At 62.5% G+C, this 21796-nt stretch carries 18 protein-coding genes and 1 tRNA gene; 9 read left to right on the top strand and 10 right to left on the bottom strand.

Translation table 11 applies throughout. The features are described from left to right. The first annotated feature begins 70 nt into the window (after positions 1–70). Both OHD58_RS16980 and glpK read left to right on the top strand, forming a co-directional pair. Positions 71–568 (top strand): hypothetical protein, encoded by a 498-nt coding sequence (locus tag OHD58_RS16980; protein ID WP_263804593.1) that lies wholly within the window; start codon positions 71–73, stop codon positions 566–568. Continuing rightward, positions 565–2055: a glycerol kinase GlpK gene (gene glpK / locus OHD58_RS16975; protein WP_263804592.1), complete on the top strand. Its 1491-nt coding sequence runs from the start codon at positions 565–567 to the stop codon at positions 2053–2055. The genes OHD58_RS16980 and glpK overlap by 4 nt, the downstream gene beginning before the upstream one ends. A 69-nt stretch (positions 2056–2124) precedes the next feature. On the opposite strand, the gene OHD58_RS16970 is transcribed toward glpK, so the two are convergent. Further along, positions 2125–2658, bottom strand: coding sequence for a BA14K family protein (locus tag OHD58_RS16970; RefSeq protein WP_263804591.1), 534 nt, complete (start codon positions 2656–2658; stop codon positions 2125–2127). A 209-nt stretch (positions 2659–2867) separates the two neighbouring features. Here OHD58_RS16970 and OHD58_RS16965 point away from each other — a divergent pair. Together OHD58_RS16965 and OHD58_RS16960 are read left to right on the top strand one after the other, a co-directional pair. Then, positions 2868–2943, top strand: a tRNA-Lys gene (locus OHD58_RS16965). Between the two features lie 99 nt (positions 2944–3042). Beyond that, complete coding sequence (locus OHD58_RS16960; RefSeq protein WP_263804590.1) at positions 3043–3204, top strand: hypothetical protein; 162 nt, start codon at positions 3043–3045, stop codon at positions 3202–3204. 197 nt (positions 3205–3401) lie between these two features. Here the strand turns inward: OHD58_RS16960 and OHD58_RS16955 are convergent, their stop codons facing one another. The 8 genes from OHD58_RS16955 to OHD58_RS16920 form a co-directional block, all read right to left on the bottom strand. Beyond that, positions 3402–3923 carry a hypothetical protein gene (locus OHD58_RS16955; protein ID WP_263804589.1) on the bottom strand — a complete coding sequence of 174 codons (522 nt, stop codon included), beginning with the start codon at positions 3921–3923 and terminating at the stop codon, positions 3402–3404. 52 nt (positions 3924–3975) lie between these two features. Beyond that, positions 3976–8571 (bottom strand): translocation/assembly module TamB domain-containing protein, encoded by a 4596-nt coding sequence (locus tag OHD58_RS16950; RefSeq protein ID WP_263804588.1) that lies wholly within the window; start codon positions 8569–8571, stop codon positions 3976–3978. After that, positions 8568–10535 (bottom strand): autotransporter assembly complex protein TamA, encoded by a 1968-nt coding sequence (locus tag OHD58_RS16945; RefSeq protein ID WP_412177235.1) that lies wholly within the window; start codon positions 10533–10535, stop codon positions 8568–8570. The genes OHD58_RS16950 and OHD58_RS16945 overlap by 4 nt, the downstream gene beginning before the upstream one ends. 348 nt (positions 10536–10883) lie before the next feature. Next, the gene (locus OHD58_RS16940) at positions 10884–11672 is read right to left on the bottom strand and encodes a 2-oxo acid dehydrogenase subunit E2 (RefSeq protein WP_263804587.1); all 789 of its coding nucleotides are present in this window, start codon (positions 11670–11672) and stop codon (positions 10884–10886) included. Between the two features lie 10 nt (positions 11673–11682). Continuing rightward, positions 11683–12264 (bottom strand): protein-S-isoprenylcysteine O-methyltransferase, encoded by a 582-nt coding sequence (locus tag OHD58_RS16935; protein ID WP_263804704.1) that lies wholly within the window; start codon positions 12262–12264, stop codon positions 11683–11685. 117 nt (positions 12265–12381) lie between these two features. Then, complete coding sequence (locus OHD58_RS16930; protein ID WP_263804586.1) at positions 12382–12999, bottom strand: hypothetical protein; 618 nt, start codon at positions 12997–12999, stop codon at positions 12382–12384. A gap of 122 nt (positions 13000–13121) precedes the next feature. Further along, complete coding sequence (locus OHD58_RS16925; protein ID WP_263804585.1) at positions 13122–13259, bottom strand: ABC transporter; 138 nt, start codon at positions 13257–13259, stop codon at positions 13122–13124. 202 nt (positions 13260–13461) lie between these two features. Beyond that, complete coding sequence (locus tag OHD58_RS16920; RefSeq protein ID WP_263804584.1) at positions 13462–14058, bottom strand: L,D-transpeptidase; 597 nt, start codon at positions 14056–14058, stop codon at positions 13462–13464. A gap of 253 nt (positions 14059–14311) precedes the next feature. On the opposite strand from OHD58_RS16920, the gene OHD58_RS16915 reads away from it, so the two are divergent. The 4 genes from OHD58_RS16915 (at position 14312) to OHD58_RS16900 (ending at position 19352) form a co-directional block, all read left to right on the top strand. Next, a complete protein-coding gene (locus OHD58_RS16915) occupies positions 14312–15055 on the top strand; it encodes a cytochrome c biogenesis CcdA family protein (protein WP_263804583.1) in 744 nt (247 codons plus the stop codon). Between the two features lie 90 nt (positions 15056–15145). Beyond that, positions 15146–16492 (top strand): bifunctional UDP-N-acetylglucosamine diphosphorylase/glucosamine-1-phosphate N-acetyltransferase GlmU, encoded by a 1347-nt coding sequence (gene glmU / locus OHD58_RS16910; protein WP_263804582.1) that lies wholly within the window; start codon positions 15146–15148, stop codon positions 16490–16492. 157 nt (positions 16493–16649) lie between these two features. Continuing rightward, a complete protein-coding gene (gene glmS / locus OHD58_RS16905; protein WP_263804581.1) occupies positions 16650–18473 on the top strand; it encodes a glutamine--fructose-6-phosphate transaminase (isomerizing) in 1824 nt (607 codons plus the stop codon). Between the two features lie 84 nt (positions 18474–18557). After that, positions 18558–19352 (top strand): DUF502 domain-containing protein, encoded by a 795-nt coding sequence (locus OHD58_RS16900; RefSeq protein ID WP_263804580.1) that lies wholly within the window; start codon positions 18558–18560, stop codon positions 19350–19352. Here OHD58_RS16900 and recG read toward each other — a convergent pair. Continuing rightward, positions 19304–21412 (bottom strand): ATP-dependent DNA helicase RecG, encoded by a 2109-nt coding sequence (gene recG / locus OHD58_RS16895; protein WP_263804579.1) that lies wholly within the window; start codon positions 21410–21412, stop codon positions 19304–19306. The genes OHD58_RS16900 and recG overlap by 49 nt on opposite strands. A gap of 89 nt (positions 21413–21501) precedes the next feature. On the opposite strand from recG, the gene OHD58_RS16890 reads away from it, so the two are divergent. Beyond that, entirely contained in the window at positions 21502–21795 is a 294-nt protein-coding gene (locus tag OHD58_RS16890) for a succinate dehydrogenase assembly factor 2 (protein WP_263804578.1), read from the top strand. Position 21796 lies beyond the last annotated feature (1 nt).

Below are 21796 nucleotides of genomic sequence, written 5' to 3'. Positions count from 1 at the left end.
TTGGCGGTTTGCCGCCGAGATCGCTGCTTTTGGAGGGCGGGCGTCGAGCCCGCCCTTTTCAGGAAGATGAATGGCGACCTATTCGGAGCGCGACAGATTCTTCAAAAGTTCATGGGCGGTGGTTGCAACAGTGCTCACCGCCGCTTTCCTGTTTTTCTACTGGCTCCTGGGATGGGGATTTCCCGCGCGTTCCGACCTCGATACGTTCCTTGAATACGGCTTCATCCGCAACGGGACGCTCACCGCATTCAGGGGGGATGGCAGCGCCGAGGAGATCAACAGGTCGAGCTTCGTGAGCATCGACGATGTCTTCTGCCAGAAGGTGAGCCGCAGGCGTCAGCCAAGTATCGACTACTACTGTTTCTACACGCTGTCCGGACCGCCCAGCGTGCAATATCGTCTGGTGATAATGGCGGTACACAATCGCGGCTGGAAACGCGTCAGGCTGGCTGATGTCGGCGACTATCGGCTCTCTTTCCACGACGCGGACTGGCAACGGGATATCTTTGCGCGCTACGACGTGCACCTGCCGGGTGACGCCAAGGACAATCCAACGGGAGACACATGACAAACCACATACTCGCCATCGACCAGGGCACCACGTCATCCCGCGCCATTGTCTTCGACGGCGCGATGCGGCCGGTCGGCAGCGCGCAGAAGGAATTCACGCAGCTTTACCCCGCCTCCGGCTGGGTCGAACACGATCCGGAGGAGATTTGGGCCAGCGTTGTCGCCACCTGCAAGGGCGCAATGAAAAAGGCGAAAATCGCCGCCGCCGAAATTGCCGCCATCGGCATCACCAACCAGCGCGAGACCATCGTCATCTGGGACAAGGCGACGGGAAAGCCGATCCACAACGCCATCGTCTGGCAGGACCGCCGCACGGCGCCGCTCTGCGCAAAGCTCAAGAAGCAGGGGCTGGAGCCGAAATTCACCCGAAAGACCGGGCTGCTGCTCGATCCCTATTTTTCCGGCACCAAGATCGCCTGGCTGCTCGACAATGTGAAGGGTGCGCGGAAAAGGGCGGAGAAGGGCGAGCTTCTGGCCGGCACCATCGACAGCTTTCTGATCTGGCGCATGACCGGCGGAAAAGTTCACGCCACCGACGCCACCAACGCCTCGCGAACGCTGGTCTACAACATCGAAAAGAACGCGTGGGACGCCGACCTCTTGAAGATACTGCGCATCCCGGCGGCCTTGATGCCCGAGGTGAAAGATTGCGCCGACGATTATGGAATCACTGAAAAATCTCTGTTTGGAGCGGGAATTAAAATTCTTGGGGTCGCCGGCGACCAGCATGCCGCCACCATCGGCCAGGCCTGTTTCGAGCCGGGCATGATGAAATCAACCTACGGCACCGGGTGCTTCGCCGTCCTGAACACCGGCAGCGATCTGGTGCGTTCGAAGAACCGGCTTTTGACGACCATCGCCTACCGGCTGAATGGCAAGACCACCTATGCGCTCGAAGGCTCGATCTTCATTGCGGGTGCTGCCGTGCAATGGCTGCGCGACGGCATCAAGGTGATCGGCAAGGCCGAACATAGCGGCGAACTCGCCGCCCAGGCCGACGAGACGCAGGAGGTCTATCTGGTGCCGGCGTTCGTCGGGCTTGGCGCGCCGCACTGGGACGCGGAATCCCGGGGCGCGATGTTCGGGCTGACCCGCAACTCCGGACCGGCAGAATTCGCGCGCGCCGCCCTTGAGGCCGTTGCCTTCCAGACCCGGGATCTTCTCGATGCAATGAAGAAGGACTGGAAGGGCACCTCCACCAAAACCGTGCTCCGGGTCGATGGCGGCATGGTGGCATCGAATTGGACCATGCAGCGACTGGCCGACATCCTCGACGCGCCGGTCGACCGGCCGACCATTCTGGAAACCACCGCGCTGGGCGCGGCTTGGCTTGCCGGCTCGAAGGCAGGCGTCTGGCCGAACGCCAGGGAGTTCTCGAAGGCCTGGGCGCTCGAGCGGCGTTTCGAGTCTGAGATGGAGACTGCGGTCCGGACACGCAAACTGAAAGGCTGGAAGGACGCCGTGCGCAGGACGCTCAGCGCCTGACGCGGAAATAGTACAAAAAAGAACCCGCGCCGAAACGCGGGTTCTCGCTTGTTTATCCGATCACGCGAATCAGTAGGGCGAATAGCACTGCTGGCGCGGGCCGTTGTACGGCTGGAACGTGTTGTCGTAGGCACGATACGACCGGTAGCGGTTGTAGCACCACTGTTCATGGGCGCTGCCGCCGCTGACGCGCGGCTGGTTGGCGATCGCGCCGCTAATGATCGCGCCGGTTATGAAAGCCGCAGCCGGGAACCAGAAGCCATTATATTCGCGGTAGCCGGGGCGATAGTCGCGGTAGCCACGATGGCCCCGATACCAGCCATAATCCCGGTCACGCCGGAATTCGCGCCGATCCCGGCGGACTTCGCGGCGATACTGACGGCGGTCCTGGCGGAAATCCCGACGGAACTGACGACGGTCCTGGCGCATGCCGCGGCGCTGCAGCCGGCGCCACTCCGGGCCTGACTGCACCAACTTCACGTCGGTCATGGATTCGGCCTTCGGCGCCACCACGACCGGCGCCGCGTTGACCGGAACCACCGCCGTAACGGCGAAGGTGAAGGCCAGCGCCGTGGCGCAAAGACCTGACAAAATCTTCTTCATGGTTGTCTCCTCGACGGATTCATCGGTCCCTTGCCGGGAGCAACGGGCGGGGGAGGATTTTGTTCCCCGCGATCAGATAACCGTGATGTCGCGCTACTTGCAAGCGGTGAAGGAAACGGCTTGCTGCAACGGCGTTTTTCCGGTTGACCGGCCCCGCCTGTCTCCCTATGTTCCGCCGCAATTTCGGGGACGGTTCTTGCCGGCCACGGGAGCGCGTAGCTCAGCCGGTAGAGCAACTGACTTTTAATCAGTAGGTCCAGGGTTCGAATCCCTGCGCGCTCACCAATAAACAAGTTAGCCGATTTTCGTCGCATCTTTCCGGGCTCTTAGGTAGCACCTAAGGTAACACCGCCGCGCGATGGTACCTTGGAAAGCCGCGAGACAATGAAAGCCTGGTTCTCCGCCTTGATCCAATCGCACAGCCGGTCGTGGTATCGGGCCGGTCGAAAATTAAAAGTCATCCAGAAATCCACCCGCGACTGGATATTCGTCACCGCGGTGGCGGTGGTAGTCTGGCTGATCTGGTATCACGGTAATTGGCAATGAAACGGCCCTTTTTGGCCGGGAATGCCGCTCCATCCACGCCTACCAAGGACAGGCTCGGCCCAGCCCGTATCTGAAGCAGGCCAGAGTCGCGATGCCCTGCAGGACGATCAGGAACAGGATGAAGAAGACGATATTGCTTTTATTCATGTCTCGATCGGCAGGCTTGGGTGCTGCCCAAATGTCGATCCGCTTATCTGTTACTCGGGGGCGCTGATACCGTTCCCGTAGTCAAATCGGCTGATCGATTTCCGATACTTTGCCTGGCCGGGCGAAAAATCGATTTCGGTGCGCAGAACCCGGCCCGCCTCGTTGTCTATCCACATCTTCACGGTGCCGCTTCCGGTTTTTCCGTCGCGCGAATAGCTCCAAACGGTTGCCGAAACGCCGTCTATCGACTCCCCACCGGTGCGCTTGCAGTCCGAAATCTCTCCGTCCCTGAGGTCCATCCAATCGTGCTTGCGCGGATCGGAGCGCCACGCAGCATTGTCCACCTTGTGGTAGTGGCGGTTGCCAATCATCCGCCACTCGCGCTGCACCTCGCGGCCATCATTCGTCTGCAGCACCTGTCTCATCCGCGCTCGCTGTGCCTCGGAGGATTGGGCCACAGCATTCCGTATGACGCGGCACTCTTCCGAAGCCGCCAGCGCGGCAGGCGAGTGAAGGCTGGATATGCCCAGGATAATACCAATCGCTGTCGGAGCAATTGCCGGCCAAGCCATGATGAAGTCCTCGCTTGGTAACGCCTTCAGTGGCGCGAGAAGCCCCCCGGCCTCAATAGTCCTTCTCGTAGAAGATCCCGAGACCCGAATCGCCGTCCGACCCGACCGAGCCGCGCGCCTTCAGGTCTTCCGTGATGTCGAGATTGATGGTGCCCTTGGTGGAGCCTCCGGCTCCGGCCTCGACACCGAGATAGACGTTGTCGCTGATGTAGCGGCCGGCGCGCACCGCCGCGTTGCCTTCGCTGTCGGTGACGACATCGAGGTCGTCGAGCCCGGTGGCGCCGCGCAGATTGCCGAGCAGCGAGGTGTTGGAGCCACCCGCAAGCTCGGCCGCGGCGGCGGCAAGCTGGGCGATCTGGATCGGCGACAATTCATTGATGCCGCGGTTGAAAATCAGTCTGGCGAGAACCTCGTCCTGGGGCAGTTCCGGCTGCGAGGAGAACTCGACCTTGAGGTCGGAGACGCGGCCGCTGACGGTGATGAACACGGTGATGTCGGAGCCCGGCGAGCGGGCGACAAAGTTCAGGAACGGATCGAGGTCGCCGACAAGCGAGACTTCGCCCTCGTCGAAGGTGATGCGCTGGCCGAGAATGGATAGCCGTCCGCGGACCATCTGGAAGCCGCCGACGGGCTGGATGTCGGTAACCGGTCCGGTCAGCCGTACGGACCCGCCGAGCTCGGCGTCGAGACCGCGCCCGCGCACGAAGATGCGGCGCGGCGCGTTCACCGTGACATCGAGCCTGACGACGCTCGGACGCGCGGAGGGCGTCGGCGTGCCGTCATTGGCCTTGGCGCGCTTCAATGTCGCTACAACGCCCTTCGGCGGGTCGATATGCCTGACATCGATCGCGGCGGCGCCGCCACCCAGGCTGTCCGGAACCATGATCTCGGCGCGGTCGACGTCGATCGTACCCGAAATCAGCGGATCGCGGGCGAGGGGGCCTGTAACGGCAAGCGCGCCGTTCACGGTGGCAACGACCATGTTGCCGTCGGCATAGCGGGCCTCGTCGAGAGTGATCCTGATGTTGGCTGGAAAGCCGGCGGCGGTGGAAACCGTGCCCGAGGCGCCGATCCTGCCGCCTGACGCCAGCGCCGCCGACACGTTGCGCAGCGTCACCGTCTCGCCGTCGATGCTTGCCATCAAGGCAATGTCGCGCAGCCTCGTGTTGGTTTCGGGATCGACAAACTCGGCGCCGGTGGCTGAGAACATGCCGCGGATCGCCGGCTGCCGGAGGCTGCCGGAAACATTGGCGCTGAGTTTCAGCGTGCCCGAGACCTGGGCGCCGCGATCGGCAAGGAAGCGGTTGGCGAGCGCCAGCGGCGCATCGCCGCTGATGCTGATGCCGACGCCGCTGCCGGAAAACGGGATGCGGCCGTTGGCCGAAACCGTCAGGCCTTGCGGGCCGTTGACGGTCGCGGAAGACAGGGTGAGAACTTCTGCGTGGTAGCTGCCGGCTGCCGCCACGTCGAGTGGCGCCGCACCCGCGGCCTCGATCGGTGTTGCCCTGACGCCGGCGGCCCGCAACTGGAACGAAGCGGCGGGATCGGCCAGATTGCCGGTCACCTTGGCCGTTCCGGAAAGATTGCCGCCAAGGTTCTGCCCGGGCGCGGCCGCATTCAGCACCGCCAGCGGGAAAGCGTTGAGCGCGACATCGAGCGCCAGGTCGCCATTGTCGAGAGGCACACCGCCCGCGAGCGTGGCGCGCAGGCCTTCGGGGCTGGTGATCGTGGCGTCGAGATTGAGGCGGCTTGTCGACGATGTCCCCTTGGCATCGACGGAGATCGACCTCAGCCCCGCCTGGCTGAGCGCCGCGGCGGCAAGCTGGCGGCCCTGCAGGCCGAAGCTGATGTCGGGTTTGGCGCGCGTCCCGGCGATCCTGGCGGTGCCGTCCAGCGTACCGCCCAACCGGAGGTCGGGCTTGATCGTGTTGGCGATGGCCAACGGCAGCGCCTTTATGACGACATTCAGATCGAGCGTGTCCTCGACCTTTCCGGATGCGGTGATGCGGCCGCCGCCGACGTCCATCGCGAGATTGTCGATTGCCAGGTTCTGCCCGCGGATGGTGATGGCGGCAGGTTGCACGAGGCGGGCAGCGAGTTGGCCCTGCGTCAGGTCGAGGCTGTCGAGACCGACCCGGTAACCGCCTTCGACCGGGCTGAGCGCGCCCTTCACGGCTGCCTTGGTGCCATTCTCCAGCTCAGCGTCGGCGACAAAACCGGTGGTATCCGCGTTCTGCACCGCCGTCGCCTGCAGCGTGGCGACGTCGATGCCGCCGGCCGACAGGTCACTGGCCGACATCGAACCGTTGATCGCCGGTACGTTGAAGAGGTCGGCGATGGTGGCCTGCAGGTCGGCTTTGCCGATCCTCACGGTATTGGCCTCGAGGCCGTTGACGGTGGCTTTCACCTCGGCGTTCTGGGCGACGCCCGCGGCGGAAAGATCGATCGTCGCTTCGACCGCACCCTTGGCTTCGAGCAGCAGGAGCGCCGCAGCCGTTGAAACATCGGCCGATTTCAGCTCGAGCTTGCCGTTCAGCAGGCCGTCTTTTGTTGTTTGCACGACATCGCCGGTGATGCGGGTGCCACCGGCGGAAAAGTCGAGATCGCCAAGTCGGCGCTCGTTTTCCGTGAGGGCGACCGCCGAGGCGAGGCTCACTTTCACCCTGTCGAGAAACGCGCTGCCGGTAAGCTGGCCATTGAGGTCGTTGTTTTGCAACGTGCCTTCGAAGGCGAGCGCTGCATCGTTGAGGTTCTTGCCGACCAGCGTGCCCTGGGGGACGTCGGCGCCGAAAGTCAGTCCGATCAACCCGTCGGCGCCGGCTGCGCGGCCCTTGGCCGTCAGGCGGCCGGAGGCCTTGTCCGACAGAAGGGCAAGATCGGCGAGCGCCAGATCCAAGTTGAAGTCCGCGGTGCCGGTCGCATAGGTGCCGTCGGCCGTGAGGTCGACCTGATCGTTGAATATCCGCAGCTTGTCGGCGACGAGGCCGGTTTCGCCGCGCGCCACGCGGCCGGTGATCCGCGTATCGCCCTGGAGCACATTGTCGGCAGCCGGGCTGTCGATGCGCAGCCCGCTCGCGGTGCCATCGAGGGTCAGGTTGAAACCGCCGCCGACAGGCTTCACTTCGCCATTGGCGTCGAGATCGAGCCCACCGGCAAGCTGCCGCCCGGCGAGATCCGAAAACGGCGCGATGCTGGCTGCGTCGACCGCGATGTTGCCCCTGAAGGCGAGCTCTGCGATCTCGCCCGCGAGCGAGACGCTGAGACCATTCGCGGCCAGCAATGCCTTGGCAAGCCTGACCGGCTGGCCGGCATCCCAGCCGCCTTCGATATCGAGCGTGATGCGCTCGCCAAGCGCCTTTTGGACATCGGCGCGATCCGAGATGATGCCTGTAGCCGCACCATCCGCGTCGAACGTTATGCGGCGGCTGGCCGGCTGCGAAAGATTCTGGGCGAGGCCGCGCAGCGTGACGGCGATCTTGTCCGAGCCAAATGTAGCCGTGGTCAGCCCGTCGATATCGACGGCGCCGTTCCATTCCTCACTGGCGCTTTCGCCGAATGACAGCCTCAGCGCGGCGCGGTCGACCGTCGTCTCGCCGCCAGGCACCGGCAGCACCACTTTTTCGGTGGACGCATTGTCGACCACCGCATCGAGCTTCAGGCGCTGCAGAAATCCGTCGGCCGCGGTCTCGGCGGCGGCATCGACATTCAGTGCGGCACTCCTGAGGTTGAGGCTCTCGAGCAGGAAGCCGCCGGCGTCGCGGACCAGGCCATCCGCAGTCAACGTCGTCTCGGCACCAAAGAAGGCGCGGAACTGCGCTGGGATGATCTTGGCGATCGGACCTTCCAGATTGGTCGAAAAGCCATAGCCGTCGCTCTGGCGGCGGATACGCATGGCGCCGGTCAGCACCCGCTCGGCCGCCGCGTCGAGGGTCAGCGCGAGATCGAGATCAGAAAGCGGACCTGATCCCTTGAGGGCCAGCGCAACCGGCGGACGGCCGTCGATGGCAAGCAGGTTGGCGACGATGCCATCGGCCGGCTCGGACAGTGTGAAATCGAGGTCGAGATTCTGCGTCGCGTTGGCATAGGTCGCGGTCAGGCCGAGCTTGCCGCCCGGTCCGTCCAGCCTGGTAACGTTGAGCGCGGTATCCAGCGATCCATCTGCAAGCCGCAGACGCCCGGTGACGCTTATCTCGGAACCTAGGCCGAACACGCCTTCGCCGAAGGTGACGCGCGGCACGTTGAGTTCGCCAAGCGTGATCGACAGCGGCAGTTCGGGAATCTGGAAGCCGCTCGATTCAGGCGCCGGCAGACCTTCCTCGGGCAGCGGCTTGCGCAGGACATCGATGCTGTCCGCGGCAAGCGTGGCGATATCCAGGCGTCCGAGCAGAAGTGCGGAGCGGGTCCAGACGATGCGGGCATTAGTGATGCGCAGCCAGATGCCTTCGCGGTCGGCAATGGTGATCTGGCCGATCGTGGCGTTTGACGACAACACGCCCTGGATGCCAGAAATCCTGATCTGCCGGTTCGGTGTCGACAGCTGGTTCTCGACGAAGCCGACGAAATAGGAACGTTCTTCATCCGCGGTTTCCTGCGCGAAGGCAGGCAGCGCAAAGAACAGCAGGGCGAGGGCGAAGAGGAAGCGGGTCAAAACGCCTGTCCTATTCCAACATAGAAAGCGACACTCGGGTCATCGCGCTGCCGGTCGAGCGGCACGGCGACATCGAGCCTGATCGGACCGAGGCCGGTGTAATAGCGTAGGCCGCCGCCGGCGCCGATGCGCAGGTCCTCGGCGAAATCGGGGAAGGATTCCTCGCCGACATAACCCGCATCGACGAAGCCGACGATGCCGATGCTTTCGGTGACGCGATAGCGGATTTCCGTCGAGGCCTCGATCAGCGAACGCCCGCCGATGACGTCGCCCGCCGCCGTGACCACGCCGATGTTGCGGTAGGCATAGCCGCGAACCGAGCCGCCGCCGCCGGCGAAGAACAATTTGTCCGGGGCGGTTTCGGAGATCGGCGATCCGAACAGGGTTCCGATTTTCACCCGGCCGGCCAGCACCACGGGATTGTCTTTGCCAAAACCGTAGTAGGTCCGGCCTTCCGCGGTAAATTTCCCGACCGCATTGCCATAGTTGAACTCGTAGTACGGTTCGGCGATGGCCTCGAGGAAATAGCCCTCGGTCGCATCCGTCTTGTTGTCGCGGTTGTCGAAGGTGAGGCCGCCCAGGAAGCCGACATTAACGAAATCGCGCGTGCCGAAGGTATCGTCCTCGAATTCGGAATAGCCGCCGTTGAGGAAAAGCCTGGCCGCCAGCTGTTCGGTGAACATGTGATTGAAACCGAGCTGCCCCGTAACGGCAGTGCGCGTATAGGGGTCGAGCACCTCGCGGTCGCCGAAAATCGACGCCTCGAAATCCGTGTCCGGTGTATAGACGCCCGGCTTGATGAAGGTGGCGCCTATCCGGTAGGTGAGTTCGTCAGGCTCGAACGTCTCGCCCATGCCCGCGATCTTGGCGTCGAAACGCAGCCGTTCGGCCCTGCCGAACAGGTTGCGGTGCAGCCAGTAGGCTTCCAGCCCGAGACCGTCGAGCGTCGAATAGCTGCCGCCGACGCCGAAACGCCGCAGTTTCCGTTCCTGCACGACGACCGTCAGCGGCAGGCGGCCGTTTTCGTCGATCACATCGGCTTCCTGGATGCGCAGCGCACGAAAGACATCGAGCCGGGAAAGTCGCTTGTTGGCGCGATCGAGATCGTCGGGATCGTATTCCTGGCCGGGTTTCAGTCCGGTCATCCAGGCGACGAAAGCCGGATCCATCCGCTCGGTGCCTTCGACCGCGACCTGATCGTAATAGGCCTTGCGGCCCGGATCGACCTCGATGATGGCGTCGAGCGTGTTGCTGGCATGGGCCGCGGTGACGCGCCGGTCGGCGATGTTCGCCTTGGCGTGGCCTTGTTGGCGCCATGCCTCGACGGAAAGTTTTTCGGCCTGCAGGATGATACCGGAGCGCGCGGGCTGTCCGGATGCGAAACCTTCATCCTGCGGAAGCGGGACCCGGTCGTTGCGGCGTTGCGGCGGCGGCGCCTGGTTGATGACGCTCGCCTTGTCGAACAGGAACACGGGGCCGGGACTGACCGTGATTTTGATCGAAGCGGTCTCGGCCACGGCGGCATCGGGCGGCAGGTCGGCAGCTTCGCGCCCATCGACCAGAATGCTGATGGTGCCGCCGTAGCGGCCCTGGCCGTAGAGCGCGGCAAGCAGGCGCTTGTAGTCACTGCGCGCCTTGGCGAGCAGGCCCGCTGCACCGGAAGCCGGTTTTTCGCGGTCGTTCCACAGGCCGGATGCGCCTTTCATGGTCTTCTCGACATCGCGCTCTTCGCCGGTGACGACGAAATCCACCGTGTAGTTTTGCGGTTCGCCGATGGTTTCGTCGGCTTCGTCAGCCTTCTTCGGCCCGAAGATATGAATACCGAACAGTTCAAAGGCAGCGGCAGGCGACGGCGCGACAACGGTCGCGCCCGCGAAAATCACCCCGAGAAGCAGAGAACAATGCCGCGACGCCAAAACTTTCACCAACACTCCTCGACGCGATGGGCGGGCATTCAGACCCATCTTCATGGGGCAGGTCGCGCGCGCAAATCACGAACCGTTGCAGCGCGCAACGAAACCAGGCCCACTAAAGGGCCATCATGTGATCGCCAAGTCTAGCGGAAAGCGTTGACGAATCCTTGAACGGGTCATGACAAAATGGTGGATTTGATGCAACCCGGTAGGGATTTGTTCACCAACGACCTGTATCAGGTTGGCCATCGCGTCTGTAACGAGTAGCTCCGCGATCGATGTTCGGAAGGAGGCGGTTCTCCCGCCATTCAGGCAATTCCTCCCGAACGTCGTCTTCAGATCAATTCGCCGGGGGCGGCGGAAAATGGTTGTCCAGGCCGGGTATCGGCTTGGTTGACGTCAGCGACCAGCGCCTTTAGCCCGGTCGCTTTCACGCAGCGGCATCACCTTCAGCGAGCCCTTCACTTCGTCAGCGACATCGCTGTTCAATATCTTTTCAAACCTCTCCAGTGCTCGCGCGACGTTTGCCCCGTCCATGACCCGGTGGTCATAGTGGATGCGCACAGTGACTGATCCATCCTTGCCGATCGATCCGTAGTTGAAGAGGGTGGTCAAAGGTGAGAGCGGGTTGAGCGATTCGGCACCGAGGCCGGAATAGACCGACAACTGAAACGTGCCGAAATAGTTCGCCCTTTGCCGTGCAATATTCAGCCCGAGCCACATCACCAACCGTCTGAAGGGTGCTGGCGCGCGGGCAAATTTCAAGGCACGTCGGAAGTCCTTGACCTCCAGGACCGGCAGCGACCGGGCCTCATAAATCAATGCTTCGATCTCGGCGACGGAGTAACGCTCTGGACCTTTGATGTGACTCAACAGTACGGCCTGCTCGCCGTCATGCTCGCGCTCATGCGCAATCGAAGCCACGCTCACCGGATATTCATAGAGCTGCGGCCAAGGCAGCTTTACGTAAGCGCGCCGCAACTCCGGCGTCTCCCGGGCGAGAAGTGCGTATCCCTTCAGGAAGATAGCGGTCCAGGAAAGTCGCTTCTCCCGGGTCGCTCTGGCTTTCAGCAGCGGACCGATGTTCATCTGACGCTGCACCGTGATCCGCGGCACCCTGATTGAAAACCACATCAGGTCGCCAACCAGGCGCCGGGACGCCGAAAGCTTGATGGCTCGGCCTTTCATATGCGGAACCCTAATAGAGGTAAGGGACCAGTCTCTTGGTCCTTTCCATATAGGCCTGATATCGCGCGCCGAAATTCTCCATCATCATACGCTCTTCCTTGTCCACCCGCAGAAAAAAAAGCACCGCGAAGCCGACCAGACCAGCCAGGCCGGCAACCCAGTTGGACAGCAGGAAAGCCTGGCCGACGCCCATCAGCAAAAATGACGTGTACATGGGATGGCGGACAAGAGCGTACGGGCCGGTAGAGATCAGTTTGTGTTGCTCGCGAATCTCAAGCGTGATCGACCAGTTCCGCCCGAGTTCCTTGTGGGAAATGCGAAAAACCCACAGCGCGGCCAAAAATGCGATCGTTCCGAGGACAATCGCCCACACGGTAGCGGGATAGTCGGCACCTTTGGGAAAGCCAGTGGCAACATAGATCCCGGGCAGGATTCCGAGGCCAAAAAGAGCGGCTGCAAGGCCGATCATGTCGGAAGGTGAACGCCGGCCGCTTACAACCCGCACGCGCTTGGCCCGACGCTCAAAGGGATACCGGATCACATACCAGGCGACGACACCGAGCACCCACGCGATCTCACCGACTGTAGCCATTGTTGTGCTCACGTTATGGCCGCCGCGCCTTTCTTCGATCCGAAAGGTCGGGGTCAGTAAGGCCGACTCTCTCTTCGTTTCGTGAATAAGGCGGTGTGACCGCACTACCAATTGCCGTCAACCCGTATTCATTTCTCGAAGCGTGGTAATGAACTGTTGTGGCCGCAGCCATTTGGAGGGGGCCTTGTAGCCCATGGAACGCGCGATGCTCGCCACGAAGGCGTTGCAGTTATAGAATGTCGCGTTCCAGGTTGAGGAACTGGCCTGCAGCTTGCGAATGTCCGCGACGACTTCCCTGTATTCAGGCTCGGTCAGCATGACGCGCCAACTGGCGGACCTGTATCTTTCCTCCAGATCGCCATCGCTCCACCCGGTTTCGGCCGGGACCGGCACGATATGGCCGAGAACGTAAGGAACTTCGCTGTTGGAAGCCGGCGCCAGGCCCGCGACCTCGGGATTGATCATCGCGCCAGCCTTGTTCGTACGTCCAAAAACCACGTAAGAATGGCCGTAACTAAGTGCGTAGCGGGAGCGGAATTCGATAAAATACCGATTGCCTGCGCTTTGAGACGATTTCGCGACACTGGCTGCGCTTCGTCTTGCGGGCACTGCTGTTCCGCTATCGCGTGCATCCGACACAAAACGCGGCTGGGGAGCCTTGTCCTGAGTCTGGCACGCCGTGGCTGCAAGCGCGAGCGAAACCACGACCAAGAGACGGCCACCTACAAACGTCATCCTATTTCGAACTCCGACGAGCCCAAATCAAAGTAGGCTCCGCCTGCAACCGGACTGAACGGCCGCATCGAAGTCATATGGGAAGGGCCTGCCGGCCCTTCCCATGCGAACCAGAGGTCCGTTTATTTGTATATAGGCGCGGCTGCCGGCTCTTCGACTGGCGGTGGGGCTTTCCCCTTGCCTTTGCCGAGTGTCCCGCAGCCACTAAGGCCGCTGACGACGAAAGCTGCTGTAACCACTGCGATTAGAATCCTGCTCATCCAAGCAATCCTTTCCCCGGAAGTGGAATAGGTCTAAGGCACGTACCACAAATGAGTCGTGGTTTAGCCAAGATAGGGTGAACGGTGTCGACGTCTAGTGCACCAAAGTCACAGTGGTAAACCAGTTCCCTCAGACATCCGCTCAGAGGCTTGACATGGTTAACAGTCTCATCGCGGGCAGATGTCCCGGCTGCCGGCAATATCAGATAACCAACACCGACGTTCCCTCGGGGACGCGTTCGTAGAGATGGACGACGTCTTCATTCGTCAAGCGGATGCATCCACTCGACACCGCCGTGCCGATCGTCCAAGGCTCATTCGTGCCGTGCAGCCGGAACATGGTATCGCGATTGCCGCGATAGAGATAAAGCGCGCGCGCGCCGAGAGGATTGTTCGGTCCACCCGCAACCCCGCCGGCATATTGCACCAGGCGCGGCTTGCGTCTCATCATGTTCTCGGTGGGGGTCCATGAGGGCCATTCCGCCTTGCGGCCGATGGTGGCCTTGCCCTTGAGCGTGAGGCCCTGTTCGCCGACACCGACGCCGTAGCGAGTCGCCCAGCCGTTATCCTCGACCAGATAGAGGAAGCGCTCCGACGTATTGACGACGATCGTTCCGGGCGCTTCGCCGCCGGAATAGCGCACGTGCCGTCGCCGGAACGCGGGGTTTAGCCCTTTTGGCTTGTTGAAGGTGGATGAGAAGGGCTCGACCGCTTGCTGTACCATCGGCGTGCATCCGGCAACGGCGAGCGTCAGGCTGCCCAGCACAAACCCCCGGCGCGTAATGTTATGATTGTTCATAGCTGTTCACTCAGCACCGGTGGACGAGTATGGTCGTTCGTCCCTAACATCTCAGCGCGCCGTCGCCAAGTCTTGGAGCCAGCGCGGCAAGGTTGCCAATACGACAATGCTTGTGCTGCCGATTGCCGGGACAAGCATTGTCGCCGGCGTCAATTTTGCCAGCGACGACTTGCCACGCAATGGTGATTGGAGCGGTCCGCGCAACGCGGCTATATGCAGTCGCGAAAAATTGCGGGCGAAGCGAATTCCCTTCATGGCGATAGACGTCGGATATCTCAGCGCGATCGGGGCAGGGGCGGTGTCCTTCCTGTCGCCTTGCGTGCTGCCGCTCGTGCCGCCGTATCTCTGCTACATGGCCGGTGTTTCGGTCGAGGATTTTCGCGCAGACTCGGCAACCGCCAATGCGGGAGCGAAGAAGGCGCTGATCGCCGCCTCCGTCGCCTTCGTGCTGGGCTTCTCCACCGTCTTCGTCGCGCTCGGCGCGGGTGCCTCGACGATCGGCCGGCTGCTGCGGGTCTGGCAGGAACCACTCGGCATGGCCGCCGGCGTGCTTATCATATTGATGGGTCTGAACTTTCTTGGCGTGCTGCGCATCCCGCTTCTGTCGCGCGAGGCGCGTTTCCAGGCCGAAGGCAAGCCGGCCAGCGTCGCTGCGGCCTATGTCATGGGCTTGGCATTTGCGTTCGGATGGACGCCCTGCATCGGCCCGGTACTCGGCCCGATCCTGACGCTTGCCGGAGGCCGCGAGACGGTGGGCGAGGGCGCGCTGCTGCTTGGCGCTTATTCGATCGGGCTCGGCATTCCATTCCTCATCGCCGCGCTGTTTTCCGGCGCCTTCATGCGGTTCCTGTCGCGTTTCCGTATGCATCTCGGCCGGGTGGAAAAGGTGATCGGCGCAATGCTGGTACTGGCCGGCATTTTCTTCATCACCGGCGGCGTGCAGAGCAGTGCCTACTGGCTGCTGGAGACATTCCCCGCACTCGGGCAACTCGGATAGGGCGTCAAAGCTCTGCCGCATTGGAGTGCAACGCCTCCAATGATACACATCCTCCCCGAATCCTCCGTTTGCCTTTTCCGGACATTTCCCATGAGCTCGAGAACCTGCCTGTCGATCATCCTCGCCGCCGGCGAAGGCACACGCATGAAAAGCACCAAGCCCAAGGTCCTGCATGAGATCGCCGGATTGCCGATGGTGGCGCATGTGGTACGCGCCGCCCAGGCGGCAGGCGCCGGAGATGTGGCACTCGTGGTCGGGCACGGCGCCGAGGCGGTGCGCACCGCGGCCACGTCGTTTGCCGGCAACACCGAGAGTTTCGTCCAGCCGGAGCGGCTTGGAACCGCGCATGCGGCACTTGCGGCGCGCACGGCCATCGCGCGCGGCTATGACGATATCCTGGTCATGTTCGGCGACACGCCGCTGGTGGAAGCCCATGCGCTCACGGCGGCGCGCGAGAAACTTGCCGCAGGCAATGCCGTTGTCGTCATCGGCTTCCGGCCGCCCAATCCCGCCGGCTATGGCCGTCTTATCGAGGAAAACGGCGCCCTGGTCGCCATCCGCGAGGACAAGGACTGTTCGCCGGAAGAAAAAAAGATCGGTTTCTGCAACGGCGGCCTGATGGCGATCGCCGGAACTCATGCGCTGGCGCTTCTCGATGCCGTCGGCAACAAGAACGCCAAGGGCGAATTTTATCTGACCGATATCGTCGAGATCGCACACGCCAAGGGTCTGGGTGTCGTCGCCACCGAGGCGAGCTATGAAAACGTGCTCGGCATCAACAACCGGGCCGAACTGGCGGAGGCGGAGACGATCTGGCAAAACCGCAAGCGGCGGGAAATGATGCTCGGCGGCGTGACGCTCATCGCCCCGGAGACGGTTTTCTTCTCGCACGACACCGAAATCGGCGCCGAGACGGTGGTCGAGCCGAACGTCTATTTCGCCACTGGAGTCAAAATCGCCGGCGGCGCCACGATTCATGCATTTTCGCAACTCGAGGGGGCGACCGTTGCGACGGGAGCGTCCGTAGGCCCGTTCGCACGGCTGCGGCCGGGCGCCGATCTTGGTGAAAACGCGAAAGTCGGCAATTTCTGCGAAGTGAAGAAGGCGACCATCGAGGCCGGAGCCAAGGTCAACCATCTCTCCTATATCGGCGATGCCAGAATTGGCGCCAAGGCGAATATCGGTGCCGGAACAATCACTTGCAACTATGACGGCTACAGCAAGTTCTTCACGGACATCGGCGCCGGCGCTTTTGTCGGCTCCAATTCTGCATTGGTGGCACCGATAAGGATCGGCGCCGGCGCCTATGTCGCCTCCGGCAGCGTGATTACGGAAGAAGTTCCGGACGATGCGCTGGCGTTTGGCCGGGCGCGGCAGAAAACCTTGCCGGAACGCGCCAAACAATTGCGCGAGCGCCGTGCCGCGGCAAAGAAATGAGCGCGGCCACAACGCTTTGCAATCGCTCCCGCTACATAATAGAGGACATCCGGGTCGGTTGGTTCTGACAAGAAACGAAACGACAAGTGATTTTTGCGTGGCCCGCTTCCATTCTAGAGGGAGCCAGGGCGACGCTCTTCGAATCGGGGTTTAACGCATGTGCGGAATTGTGGGGATTGTCGGCCGGACGCCGGTGGCGCCGCTTATCGTCGACGCGCTGAAGCGGCTTGAATACCGCGGTTATGATTCAGCCGGCGTAGCGACGATAGAAGCGGGTACGCTCGATCGCCGCCGGGCCGAAGGCAAGCTTGTCAATCTTGAGAAGCGGTTGAACGCCGAACCTCTGAGCGGCAATATCGGCATCGGACATACACGCTGGGCCACGCATGGCGTGCCCAACGAAACCAACGCCCATCCGCATTTCTCCAGCGGCGTCGCCATCGTCCACAACGGCATCATCGAGAATTTCGCCGTGCTGCGCGACGAACTGATCGCGGACGGCTACGAATTCGCCTCGCAGACCGACACCGAAGTGGTGGCGCATCTGGTGGCGCGTGAACTGAAGCGCGGTTCCGACCCGGTTGCCGCCGCTCACGCCACGTTGAAGCGGCTGGAAGGCGCCTTCGCGCTGGCCATCATGTTCCAGGGTGATGAAGACCTCATCATCGGCGCCCGTAACGGTCCTCCGCTGGCCGTCGGACACGGCGAAGCCGAGATGTTCCTCGGGTCCGATGCCATTGCACTCGCCCCTTTCACCAATTCGATCACCTATCTCGAGGATGGCGACTGGGCCGTCGTGCGCCGCGACAGAGCGGAGATATTCGATATGGATGGCGTCCGCGTCGAGCGCAAGCGCCAGCAATCGCTGTCGACCAGCTACATGGTCGACAAGGGCAACCGCCGGCATTTCATGGAAAAGGAAATCCATGAGCAGCCGGAAGTGATCTCGCACACGCTGGCCCATTATCTCGACTTCACCAGCGACACGGCGAAGCCGATCGATCTGCCGTTCGACTTCGCCAAGCTCGACCGCATTGCCATTTCCGCTTGCGGCACGGCTTATCTCAGCGGGCTCGTCGGCAAATACTGGTTCGAGCGCATCGCCCGCCTGCCGGTCGACATCGATATCGCCTCGGAGTTCCGCTACCGCGAGATGCCGATCTCGAAGAACAGCGCGGCGTTCTTCATCTCGCAATCCGGCGAAACGGCCGACACGCTGGCGTCGCTGCGTTATTGCCGCAGCGCCGGCATCCCGATCGGCGCCATCGTCAACGTTCGCGAATCGACCATCGCGCGCGAAGCCGACGTCATCCTGCCGACGCTTGCCGGGCCGGAAATCGGCGTTGCCTCGACAAAAGCCTTCACCTGCCAGCTTTCCGTGCTGGCATCGCTCGCCGTCAGGGCCGGCGTCGCGCGCGGAACGGTGTCACGCGAGCAGGAGAAGCTGCTGGTGCGCCAGCTTTCGGAAGCGCCGCGATTCGCCACCCAGGTGCTGAAGCTCGAAGAGCAGATCGAAAAGCTCGCCCGTGAGCTGTCGCGCTATCACCATGTGCTCTATCTCGGCCGCGACACCAACTTTCCGCTCGCCATGGAAGGCGCGCTAAAGCTCAAGGAAATCTCCTACATTCACGCCGAAGGTTATGCCGCCGGCGAACTGAAGCACGGGCCGATCGCGCTGATCGACGAGAACATGCCGGTTATCGTGATCGCGCCGCACGACCGAATCTTCGAGAAAACCGTGTCGAACATGCAGGAAGTGGCGGCGCGTGGCGGCAAGATCATCCTGATCACCGACAAGAAGGGGGCAGCCCAGGCGACCGTGAAGACGATGGAAACCATCGTTCTCCCCGACGTGCCGGAAATCATCACCCCGCTGATCTACGCGTTGCCGATCCAGATGCTCGCCTATTTCACCGCGGTTTTCATGGGCACGGACGTCGACCAGCCGCGAAACCTGGCAAAATCGGTGACGGTCGAGTAGCTGTCGCGCTATCGTCACATTCGGCTATTCAAACATTGTTTCAACGCGCTACCTTGTTGCGGCGCACAATGTTATTGAAGGCTAATGTCGACGCCAGCCACCTCCATTTCCGGTATGACCAAACTCAGGAATTACTTCCTGACCGGCATCATCGTGTGCGCACCGCTGGCGATCACCGCATACCTTTCGTGGAGCGTGATCCACTGGGTCGACTCATGGGTGAAGCCCTACATTCCAGGGCGCTATAATCCGGACAACTATCTGCCATTCGCGGTGCCCGGCTTCGGCCTGATCGTGGCGCTGGTGATGATCACGCTGATCGGCTTCCTGACCGCCAACATCATCGGGCGTTCGATCGTTTCCTATGGCGAAAAGCTGCTCAATCGCATGCCGCTGGTGCGCAACGTCTACAGCGGGCTGAAGCAGATCTTCGAGACGGTGCTGGCGCATCGCACCGAGCTTTTCAGCAAGGTCGGGCTGTTCGAATATCCGCGCAAGGGCTCGTGGTCGATCGTTTTCATTGCCGCGCAGGAAGACAGCGAGATCAGCGATGCACTGGAAGAGCGGGAAGGCAAGACGATCGCCGTGTTCCGCCCGATCACGCCCAATGTGACGACCGGCTATCTGCTCTACGTGCCTGAAAAGGACGTTATCCCGCTCGAAATGAGCGTCGAGGACGCCGCCAAACTGCTGATATCGGCAGGGTTGGTTGGGCCGGAATACAAGAATAAAACCAAGGCATTGGCCAAGGAGGCTCTGGCAAAACAGAAGCTTTCTGTGGTGCCCGAAACCCCGCCGCCGGCCAACAAGCCGACAGTCGAGGCGCCGGCTCAGCCGGCGCGGAGCAGGCGCACCGCCTCGTCGCGGCCGAAAAGATAAAGCAGCAGCCGGATCGCAACGCCCCGCTCGGTTTGCAGTTCGGGATCGCGCGAGAGCAGAAGCCGCGCATCGTCGCGGGCAGTTTCCAGAAGATCGGCATGAAACTCGATGCGGGCGATCTGGAAGCCGGGCGTACCCGATTGGCGGGTGCCGAGCACTTCGCCCTCGCCGCGCAGCTTAAGATCCTCCTCGGAGATCAAAAACCCGTCCTCGGTTTCGCGCATCACCGAGAGCCGGCGCTTGGCCGTCTCGCCGAGCGGATCCTTGTAGAGCAGCACGCATGACGACGGCTTGTCGCCGCGGCCGACACGGCCACGCAGCTGATGCAACTGGGCGAGCCCGAACCGCTCGGCATGTTCAATCACGATAATGGTGGCGTCGGGCACGTCGACGCCGACCTCGATCACCGTCGTGGCAACCAGGATGCGGGTTTCGCCGGCCTTGAAGGCGCGCATCGCCTCGTCCTTTTCGGCGCCTTTCATGCGGCCATGCACGAGACCGACAGGATCGTCGAAGATCGACTGCAGCATCGCGTGGCGATCCTCGGCCGACATCAGCTTTATTTCTTCGGATTCCTCGACGAGCGGGCAGATCCAGTAGATCTTCTGGCCGTCGGCGATCGCATCGCTCATGCGGCCGATCAACTCGTCGAGACGGTCGAGCGGCAAGGTCACCGTGCGGATCGGCTGGCGGCCAGCCGGTTTTTCAGTTAGCCGCGAGACGTCCATGTCGCCGAAAGCGGTCAGCACGAGCGTGCGCGGGATCGGCGTCGCCGTCATCACCAGCATGTCGGGCGCGTCGCCCTTGGCGGTGATCGCCAGCCGCTGGTGGACACCGAAACGGTGCTGTTCGTCGACGATCGCCAGGACCAGGTCGCGGTAGACCACCGGTTCCTGGAAGAGTGCATGGGTGCCGACGACGATGTTGATCGCGCCGCTTTCCAGTCCGGCCAGGATTTCCGCACGCTCGCGGCCTTTTTCGCGGCCGGTGAGAATGGCGGTGGTCAACCCGGCGCGCGCTGTAAGCGGCGTTATGGTGGCGAAATGCTGGCGGGCGAGGATTTCCGTCGGCGCCATTAGTGCCGCCTGGCCGCTGGCTTCGACGGCACGGGCCATTGCGAGCAGCGCGACCACCGTCTTGCCGGAGCCGACATCGCCCTGCAGCAGGCGCAGCATGCGGTCGGAACTCGCCAGATCCGCGTTGATCTCGGCCAGTGCCTGTTCCTGTGAGCGCGTCAGCGAATAGGGAAGTGCTGCCCGCAGATGTTCGACGATGCGGCCGTCGCCTTTCAGCGGCCGGCCGGAGAGGCGCCGCGTGCGCGCCCTGACCAGCGCCAGCGAGATCTGCCCGGCCAGCAGTTCGTCATAGGCGAGCCGCCGCCAGGCAGGATTTTCCGGTGAAACGTCGATCGGGTCGGCGGGATTGTGCAGACGCTGCAGTGCTTCATCGAACAGCGGAAACGTCTGGCGCCGCTTTATGTCGGCATCCAGCCATTCCGGAAGCTGCGGAAGCCGTGCCAGCGCCTGGCCGATGGCGCGGCGCAGCACCTTGGAGGACAGTCCCGCTGTCAGCGGATAGACCGGCTCCAGCAGGGGCAGGCCGTCGGCCTGGCCTGCCAATGCGATGTGATCCGGATGCACCATGGTGGGGCGGCCGTTGAACCATTCCATGCGGCCGCTGACGACGATGTTTTCGCCGACCGGCATGGCTTTCTCCAGATAGGCAGCATGCGCGTGGAAAAAGGTCAGGCCGATCTCGCCGGTGTCGTCGTGCGCATAGACCCGGTACGGCACCGAGCGATTGCCGCGCGGTGCCGGCTGATGACGGTCGACGCGCAGGTCGAGGGTGACGATGGCGCCTGCCGGCGAAAACGCGATACCGGGGCGGTTGCGGCGGTCGATGATGGAATGCGGCAAGGTGAACAGGAGATCGCCGGCCCGACCGCGCCGGTCGGTAAGGTCGGCGGGCACGACCTTCTCGATCATGTCCGCGACTTTCGGGCCGACGCCTTCGAGCGAGGTCAGGGGAACGAACAGCGGATCGAGCAGGGAAGGGCGCATGCCGCCAACTTATGCAGGCCGGCGGTTCATGCAAGGCTGACAGGGGCCGACATCCACGCTATATGCGCCGCTTTCATGGGAAAACGACGATGACCGGCATGACGCGATCGAGCGAAGGACTGGATGCCCGGCGGCGCAAGCTTCTGTTCCGATCCTGGCATCGCGGCATGCGCGAGATGGATCTGATTCTTGGAAGCTTCGCCGACGCCGAGATCAGCGCCTTGACCGAAGCCGAAATCGAACAATATGAGATGCTTCTCGACATTTCCGACACCGAGCTGTTGCCCTGGATCACCGGCGAACGCGCGATCCCCGAAACAAGCCGGACCGATATTCTCCTGAAAGTCCTGGCGTTCCGCCAGGCCATGAATTTCCGCAACTGAC

Source organism: Mesorhizobium sp. ZC-5 (assembly GCF_025753855.1).
Classification (GTDB): domain Bacteria; phylum Pseudomonadota; class Alphaproteobacteria; order Rhizobiales; family Rhizobiaceae; genus Neomesorhizobium.
The sequence above is the reverse complement of the archived record's forward strand: the minus strand, read 5'-3'. Positions and strand labels throughout refer to the sequence as shown.

What these genes read in the sequence shown, in the direction of transcription:
- OHD58_RS16980 (WP_263804593.1), top strand. Translation starts at nt 71, where the DNA reads ATGGCGACCTATTCGGAGCGCGACAGATTCTTCAAAAGTTCATGGGCG.
- glpK (WP_263804592.1), top strand. Translation starts at nt 565, where the DNA reads ATGACAAACCACATACTCGCCATCGACCAGGGCACCACGTCATCCCGC.
- OHD58_RS16970 (WP_263804591.1), bottom strand. Translation starts at nt 2,658, where the DNA reads ATGAAGAAGATTTTGTCAGGTCTTTGCGCCACGGCGCTGGCCTTCACC.
- OHD58_RS16960 (WP_263804590.1), top strand. Translation starts at nt 3,043, where the DNA reads ATGAAAGCCTGGTTCTCCGCCTTGATCCAATCGCACAGCCGGTCGTGG.
- OHD58_RS16955 (WP_263804589.1), bottom strand. Translation starts at nt 3,923, where the DNA reads ATGGCTTGGCCGGCAATTGCTCCGACAGCGATTGGTATTATCCTGGGC.
- OHD58_RS16945 (WP_412177235.1), bottom strand. Translation starts at nt 10,535, where the DNA reads ATGGGTCTGAATGCCCGCCCATCGCGTCGAGGAGTGTTGGTGAAAGTT.
- OHD58_RS16940 (WP_263804587.1), bottom strand. Translation starts at nt 11,672, where the DNA reads ATGAAAGGCCGAGCCATCAAGCTTTCGGCGTCCCGGCGCCTGGTTGGC.
- OHD58_RS16935 (WP_263804704.1), bottom strand. Translation starts at nt 12,264, where the DNA reads ATGGCTACAGTCGGTGAGATCGCGTGGGTGCTCGGTGTCGTCGCCTGG.
- OHD58_RS16930 (WP_263804586.1), bottom strand. Translation starts at nt 12,999, where the DNA reads ATGACGTTTGTAGGTGGCCGTCTCTTGGTCGTGGTTTCGCTCGCGCTT.
- OHD58_RS16925 (WP_263804585.1), bottom strand. Translation starts at nt 13,259, where the DNA reads ATGAGCAGGATTCTAATCGCAGTGGTTACAGCAGCTTTCGTCGTCAGC.
- OHD58_RS16920 (WP_263804584.1), bottom strand. Translation starts at nt 14,058, where the DNA reads ATGAACAATCATAACATTACGCGCCGGGGGTTTGTGCTGGGCAGCCTG.
- OHD58_RS16915 (WP_263804583.1), top strand. Translation starts at nt 14,312, where the DNA reads ATGGCGATAGACGTCGGATATCTCAGCGCGATCGGGGCAGGGGCGGTG.
- glmU (WP_263804582.1), top strand. Translation starts at nt 15,146, where the DNA reads ATGAGCTCGAGAACCTGCCTGTCGATCATCCTCGCCGCCGGCGAAGGC.
- glmS (WP_263804581.1), top strand. Translation starts at nt 16,650, where the DNA reads ATGTGCGGAATTGTGGGGATTGTCGGCCGGACGCCGGTGGCGCCGCTT.
- OHD58_RS16900 (WP_263804580.1), top strand. Translation starts at nt 18,558, where the DNA reads ATGTCGACGCCAGCCACCTCCATTTCCGGTATGACCAAACTCAGGAAT.
- recG (WP_263804579.1), bottom strand. Translation starts at nt 21,412, where the DNA reads ATGCGCCCTTCCCTGCTCGATCCGCTGTTCGTTCCCCTGACCTCGCTC.
- OHD58_RS16890 (WP_263804578.1), top strand. Translation starts at nt 21,502, where the DNA reads ATGACCGGCATGACGCGATCGAGCGAAGGACTGGATGCCCGGCGGCGC.